Annotated in this window: 5 protein-coding genes and 1 rRNA gene; 1 reads left to right on the top strand and 5 read right to left on the bottom strand. The window is 36.4% G+C overall.

Translation table 11 applies throughout. The features are described 5' to 3' along the window. Positions 1-295 precede the first annotated feature (295 nt). Positions 296-1,837 (bottom strand): peptide ABC transporter substrate-binding protein, encoded by a 1,542-nt coding sequence (locus tag AAX15_RS02830; RefSeq protein ID WP_046939053.1) that lies wholly within the window; start codon positions 1,835-1,837, stop codon positions 296-298. Beyond that, positions 1,830-2,192 carry a YbaN family protein gene (locus AAX15_RS02825; RefSeq protein ID WP_046939052.1) on the bottom strand — a complete coding sequence of 121 codons (363 nt, stop codon included), beginning with the start codon at positions 2,190-2,192 and terminating at the stop codon, positions 1,830-1,832. Before AAX15_RS02825 ends, AAX15_RS02830 begins: the two co-directional genes overlap by 8 nt. 122 nt (positions 2,193-2,314) lie before the next feature. Between AAX15_RS02825 and prlC the strand changes: the two genes are divergently transcribed. Beyond that, a complete protein-coding gene (gene prlC / locus AAX15_RS02820) occupies positions 2,315-4,357 on the top strand; it encodes an oligopeptidase A (RefSeq protein WP_046939054.1) in 2,043 nt (680 codons plus the stop codon). A 94-nt stretch (positions 4,358-4,451) separates the two neighbouring features. On the opposite strand, the gene AAX15_RS02815 is transcribed toward prlC, so the two are convergent. From AAX15_RS02815 to rrf, 3 genes are all read right to left on the bottom strand, one after another. Further along, entirely contained in the window at positions 4,452-6,257 is a 1,806-nt protein-coding gene (locus tag AAX15_RS02815) for an ATP-binding protein (protein ID WP_046939051.1), read from the bottom strand. A 112-nt stretch (positions 6,258-6,369) separates the two neighbouring features. Further along, positions 6,370-6,957, bottom strand: a complete 588-nt coding sequence (locus AAX15_RS02810) for a uracil-DNA glycosylase family protein (RefSeq protein WP_046939050.1) — start codon at positions 6,955-6,957, stop codon at positions 6,370-6,372. Positions 6,958-7,166: 209 nt separating this feature from the next. After that, positions 7,167-7,282: ribosomal RNA gene (gene rrf / locus AAX15_RS02805) — 5S ribosomal RNA — on the bottom strand. Positions 7,283-7,498 lie beyond the last annotated feature (216 nt).

Raw genomic sequence — 7,498 nt, 5'->3', positions numbered from 1 at the left:
ATACTGTTGTATTGAACAGTATGGCTTTTTTATTTAAACTTTATGCCATGGAATAATCAAAAGATTTTTTAGCATATTGCTAAAAACGAGAAACCCCGTCTCGTATTCCAAAGATCGGGGCTTATCAGGAGTAAGTAAAATGAAAAAAATGCTCTTTTTCATTTTCTTGATTATCTGTTGTTTAGTTAGCTGTTCAGGCACAGTTATCTAAGATAATCGCTACGGGGACGATGTCGGAGTTGTCCCCAATGCCTCCAATCTTAAAGAATTCTTTCCTTGATTGCAAGCGTGATTACTAATTTTTAACCTTTCGCCATAAATCTTTACTATAAATGGTTCCAACAGAATTTACTTGCGCGCCCATTATACTTGGCGCGAGATAAACTGGCGTACTATATTGAAAAATGGGTAACACTAAATATTCTTGTTGAACTATCCCTTTTAATTTCGCGTAATTTTCTAACCGCACTTTTTCGGATGTCGTCGTCATTGCACTTTCAAATAAACGATCAAATTCTGCATTTTTATAGCCATTTTTGTTATCAGGGCTTTTTGAATAGAACAAATTTAAGAAAGCGACAGGATCATTAAAATCAGCACACCAGCCAGAACGAATTAATTGAAAATCGCCTTTTGTGCGAGCCGTTTGCAATTCTTGCCAACTCATCCCTTGATTTTCAACTCGTAATAAATCTGATTGAGATAATTGGCGATTTAATCTCGTTGCAATGGTTTGATTCAGAGACGAATCATCATAACGAATACGCAATTTCAATGGATGAGTTTCACTAATTTGATTTTGGGAAAGAAGCTGTTCTGCAACAACAGGCTCCCAAACAGATTCTTGCTCACCTAGCATAGATTTTGGCAAAAAAGTATTGCTAGGATGAAGATGAGCAATATCTGCAACCAAATTCTTGGTAGAAATCATCGAAACAATCGCTTTTCTTACCGCACTTTTTTGTAACACAGGATCGGAAAGATTAAACTCATAGAAGTAAGTACAAAGTTGCGGATAATCTTGGATATTCTGATCGACTTTTTTCGGATTCATTACAACATCAAAATCAGACAAATCTGCATCTGCTGTAATTTTTTGATACTTCACTTGCTGAAATATCACCTTTTCTTTTGCCCAATAATAAGGATTGGCTGTTAAAATATACTGATTTTCAGCCTGACTTTGTAATTGATAGGCGCCATTGCTGATAAACGTTTCAGTCGATTTCGTATAACGAGGCAAAAGGCTGACGTGCGCCAGCATAGAAGGTAAATATGGCGATGCTTTATCTAACTCAATGCGTAAAGTGCGGTCATTTTCGGCGAATAATCCAAGCGATTCCACAGCTTGCGTTTTTTCCAATACTGCCTTCGCATTTTTCAGATTCATAAAAGCCAAATAATTTTTAAGTGGGCTTTCAGATTGAGAAAGTGTTTGCCAAGATTGTACAAAATCTGATGCAGTGATAGGCTCGCCATTTGACCATTTAGCATTTTCACGCAAAGTGAAAATCCAAGTTTTATTGTCTTCGGTTTGCCAATTTTCTGCTACAGCTGGAACAAGATTACCTTGCACATCATAAGCTGTTAATCCTTCAAAAAGATCGCGTAATAATTGAGTTTGTTCTTCGTTTTGTGCTTGCCAAGGTTGCAAAGTCAAATCGCCATAAACACCACGTTTTAATTCAACTCGGTTAGATTCTAATTGAGTATTTTTTGGTACCTCAACTTGTGGCGAAATAGGCTTAGGATTATCCAATTTATCACAAGCCACCATCGTAAAAATAATAGAAAAAATAACCGCACTTCGTTGGCACAACGCGAACAAATTATTCATTTTCGGTTTTAACCCAAAATAAGAAGAACCAAAACTTAATGCAAATCAACGCAACAATAACACTACGACCTATTACACTTGGCGTGAAATAAAAACCAATTAGTAGCATTGTGGTAACAAAAGTCAAAATACAAATTTTGGTATTTTTCTTTAATGACCGATTTTCATTAAAGGACTTGAGATGTTTTTGGTAAATACTTGTGCCTAAAAACCATTGTTCTAAGCGTTTTGAACCTTTTGCAAAGAAAAATAAAGTAAGTAATAAAAAAGGCGTGGTCGGTAAAATAGGAAGGAAAATTCCAATAATGCCAAGTGCAAGAGAAAGAAAACCTAAAATAATGTAAATAAACTTCATAATGTTCCTAATAAAAAGAAAATGCGAACCATTATTACCGATTTTTTAGATTTTTCAACCTTGATATTATAGAATTTGCCGTCACATAAAAAGTAGTTTTCAAAAAAGGAACATTTATGTCTATGTCAAATCCATTACTTAACATTCAAGGCTTACCACCATTTTCACAAATCAAGCCAGAACATATTCAACCAGCTGTTGAAAAATTAATTCAAGATTGTCGCAATACTATAGAACAAGTGTTAAAACAACAGCACTTTACTTGGGAAAATTTCATTTTGCCTTTAACGGAAACTAATGATCGCTTAAACCGTGCTTGGTCGCCCGTTTCTCATCTCAATTCAGTAAAAAACAGTGTTGAATTACGTGAAGCCTATCAAACGTGCTTACCGTTGCTTTCTGAATACAGTACTTGGGTTGGTCAGCATAAAGGGCTTTATAATGCTTATTTAGAGTTAAAAAACAGTGCTGAATTTACAGATTATTCTATTGCGCAAAAGAAAGCCATTGAAAATTCACTGCGTGATTTTGAACTTTCAGGCATTGGGCTTTCCGAAGAGAAACAACAACGTTATGGCGAAATTGTGGCTCGCTTATCGGAATTAAATTCACAATTCAGCAATAATGTATTAGATGCCACAATGGGTTGGGAAAAACTCATTGAAAACGAAGCAGAACTTGCTGGCTTACCCGAATCCGCACTACAAGCTGCACAACAATCTGCCGAAAGTAAAGGATTAAAGGGCTATCGTTTTACGTTAGAAATCCCAAGTTATTTGCCTGTGATGACTTACTGTGAAAATCGTGCATTGCGTGAAGAAATGTACCGTGCTTATGCAACACGCGCCTCTGAACAAGGTCCTAATGCTGGCAAATGGGACAACAGTAAAGTTATGGAAGAAATTCTTACATTACGAGTGGAATTGGCGAAATTACTCGGTTTTAATACTTACACCGAACTTTCACTTGCCACAAAAATGGCAGAAAACCCACAACAAGTGCTTGATTTCTTAGATCATCTTGCCGAACGAGCCAAACCACAAGGCGAAAAAGAACTGCAAGAATTGAGAGATTACTGCGAAAAAGAATTTGGTGTCACTGAACTTGCGCCTTGGGATATTGGTTTTTACAGCGAAAAACAAAAACAACATTTATACGCCATTAATGATGAAGAACTGCGCTCATATTTCCCTGAAAATCGCGTAATTTCAGGTTTATTTGAATTGATTAAACGCATTTTCAATATTCGTGCAGTTGAACGCAAAGGCGTGGATACTTGGCATAAAGATGTGCGCTTCTTTGATTTAATTGATGAAAACGATCAAGTCCGTGGCAGTTTCTATCTTGATTTATATGCACGCGAACACAAACGTGGCGGTGCTTGGATGGATGATTGTATCGGGCGCAAGCGTAAACTGGATGGCAGCATTCAAACTCCTGTGGCTTATTTAACTTGCAACTTCAATGCGCCTATCGGCAATAAGCCAGCGTTATTTACGCACGATGAAGTCACCACGATATTCCACGAATTTGGTCATGGTATTCATCATATGCTCACGCAAATTGATGTCTCCGATGTGGCGGGTATTAACGGTGTGCCTTGGGATGCCGTGGAATTACCAAGTCAATTTATGGAAAACTGGTGCTGGGAAGAAGAGGCTTTGGCGTTTATTTCAGGACATTACGAAACGGGCGAGCCGTTGCCAAAAGAAAAACTCACGCAATTATTAAAAGCGAAAAATTTCCAAGCTGCAATGTTTATCTTACGTCAGCTTGAATTCGGGATTTTTGATTTCCGTTTACATCACACCTTTGATGTGGAAAAAACCAATCAAATTTTAGAGACACTTAAATCAGTGAAATCACAAGTTGCCGTCATAAAAGGTGTGGATTGGGCAAGAACCCCGCACAGCTTCAGCCATATTTTTGCAGGAGGATACGCCGCAGGGTATTACAGCTATTTATGGGCAGAAGTGCTATCAGCTGATGCCTATTCACGCTTTGAAGAAGAAGGTATTTTCAACCCAATCACCGGCAAATCATTCTTAGATGAAATTCTAACGCGTGGTGGCTTAGAAGAACCAATGGAACTCTTCAAACGCTTCCGTGGCCGTGAACCGCAATTGGATGCCCTATTAAGACACAAAGGAATATTAAATAGATAATTAAAATAAAAACAGAATACCCAGCAAATGCTGGGTTCTTTTTTAACATATCAGTATTAATTTTAAATAAATCAACTTATGCCAAATTCTCTAGTTATTTATCATCAGTATGACAAAATTTAGCTAAGTCTTCTACATTTTCTAACCAGTGATTCCCTATTTCATCAATCAATTCTCCACAATTAAAAATATCAGAATTTTTAGCCGCACTTTCTAAAGTATCCGCTAATTGACGTAAATGATTTAACCCTACCGATGCCGCTGCGCCTTTAATTTTATGGGCGGTATCTTCTGTTTCTTTCATCTTATCTTTTGATAATTGAGTAAGATAATTTGGCATAGTTTGTTTGAATAAAGATAAATTTTCTAAAATTTGGGATTTTCCAAGCGTTTCAATCAGCGCTAAATCAAACTGTTCTGAAAGCTCATTATCATCATTCATTTCCATAATAGATTCGCTTTCATCTGCAAAAAATTGCTGCAGACAATGGTGTAAATCCTTAATTGAAATGGGTTTGCGTAATACGCCATCCATTCCCATTTCTAAATATTCTTGCTCGCTTTGCATCACATTGGCAGTAAAAGCAATCATTGGCGGTAAAAAATCATAAATACCGTTCTCGTAGTTCTCTCGCAAATATTGGGCGATGTCAAAACCACTCATATCTGGTAATTTAATATCTAGCAATAAAATGTCGTAAACATTTTTCTCAAATAAGGTGATCGCCTGCTTGCCATTTGTCGCAACATCAACATGGTGCCCAAGTTTTTCTAAAATAGTTTTCGCAACCATTATATTGAGGTCAACATCCTCCACTAAAAGAATGGTCAAAGATGGAATATTTTTCTTAACGGATTCTTTTTCAGAAATTTCTTGAGCATGGAGAGTAAGATGGAAAGTTGCGCCTTTTCCTCGTTCACTTTCAACCGTTAAATCCCCTTCCATTAACTGAGCGAGATTTTTAGAAATAGCCAACCCAATTCCACTACCCGCACTTTGCTGACGACTTTCTTTCACTTGATAATACATTTCAAAAATATGTTTTTGTTCCTCAGGCGAAATTCCCATTCCAGTATCTTTCACAATAAAATGGTAACAATCCTGGTTTCTCATGATTTTAAGAATAATATTTCCCTGATCTGTAAACTTCACCGCATTACTAATTAAGTTCCACAAAATTTGGCTCAAGCGAACACGATCAAGATTCAACCAATTAGGCAAATTAGCCTCAAGCTCTAAAGAAAAAATAAGATTTTTTTGTTTGGCGAGGAAACTAGCAAAATTATAAATATCATTTAATAAGGCGGGGAAATCTGTTGGCTGGCGATTTAATTCAATTCGGCTAGCATCAATTTTTTCCAAATCAATAATATCGCTAAAAATATAGCCTAAACTGACCGCACTTATGTTGATAGTTTTTAAATAATTACGCTGACGATCGTCTAATTCATCATCAAGTAAAATCTGGCTAAGCCCCACAATTCCATTCAATGGTGTGCGCAATTCATGGCTTATCGTGGCAAGTAAGGTACTTTTATCACGGCTATTTTTTTCTAACTTTTCCAATGCTTGGGATAATTTTTTCTGAGCGGCAATTCGTTCGGCGACCTCATTTTCCAACCGATTAACCGAGCTAGAAAGATCAATGCGAGAATGTTCAAGTTTTTCGACCAATAAAGTGAAAAAATAAATAACAAAAGGCGCAGTGAGTAAGCCAAAAGTTACCGAACGAAAAATATCTACCCAAGAGATCTGATGAACAATAAATAGACTAAATAAAATCTGAGTACAAAGGGCTAAAACCGCAAGAATCATCACGCCTAAAAGAGAAAAACGAAGTCGCCCAAGACGAATAACCCAATCCACATAACTCTGAGCAAAATATTTGAAATTTTTCATCAAATCTCCTAAAACATTATTATCGTTATAAAAAAACTGTGCATACAGACTTTATTATATCCATAAAGTAAAAGAGATTGTTATTACTATGTGTGCGTAAGAAATGAAAAACTTAGTCTTTATTAATTATCTGTTTAACTAAAATTTGTAATTCAGGAATAACTTGTTCTTCAAACCAAAGATTCTTTGTTATCCAAAGCTGATTGCGAGGGGAAGGATGCACGAGAGGCATAAAGTGCGGTAAGAATTGACGATAATTTTTAACAGTGTTAGTTACATTATCTTTATTTTCAGGTAAATAATATTTCTGAGCATATTGCCCAATAAGAATTGTTAACTGGATATTAGGGAGATGTTCTAAAATCATCGGATGCCATTTTTCGGCGAAACCTTGACGAGGTGGTAAGTCACCCGATTTACCTTTTCCAGGATAATAGAAATCCATAGGAAGAACCGCAAACATCCCAGAATTATAAAAATAATCGTAATCCACACCTAGCCAATCACGCAGACGATCACCGCTTTTATCATTCCAATATAAACGAGTTTGTTCAGCTTTTACCCCCGGAGCTTGACCAACAATATTAATTCGAGCTGTTTTAGGCGCTGAAAATAAAGGAAAAATGCCACGTTCTGTAAAATCTTTATTTTGAGGGTCAGCGATAATACTTGAAGTTATTTCATCTAAAATTTTAAGCATAATGGATGAGATTAGAAATGAGTATATAAAGTCTATTTGAAAAATATGAAAAATCAAAACGGTAAATGATATAAATAGACATATATATTGAAAATTAAAATCAGACTCTTATTTCTTTAAATAATGAGTAAATTCCCAAAAAGCAAAAACCCCATATCTTTCGACACGGGGCTATTCTGTTTTTACTTAATTTAGATATGTATTTGGTAACCTGGCGGTGCCCTACTCTCACATGGGGATGCCCCACACTACCATCGGCATTACAGCGTTTCACTTCTGAGTTCGGTATGGTGTCAGGTGGTTCCACCGCACTATCGCCGCCAGGATAATTCTTTGATAACTCGTCTTTATCTTTTATCTTTCGCTACTCAGCACCTACTCTGCCTTTCACTCGTTCTTATTGGCTACAAGCTGAACGTTTAGTTAATTTCTTTTTCTTTCACTCTGTTTTCCAAAAACACTTGAGCGTTGTATAGTTAAGCCTCTCGGGCAATTAGTACAGGTTAGCTCAATGACTCACATCACTTACACACCCTGCCTA

The organism is Haemophilus haemolyticus (genome assembly GCF_001008275.1).
Lineage (GTDB): Bacteria > Pseudomonadota > Gammaproteobacteria > Enterobacterales > Pasteurellaceae > Haemophilus > Haemophilus haemolyticus_P.
Note: the sequence above shows the minus strand (reverse complement) of the source record. Positions and strands in the feature narration are given on the sequence as shown.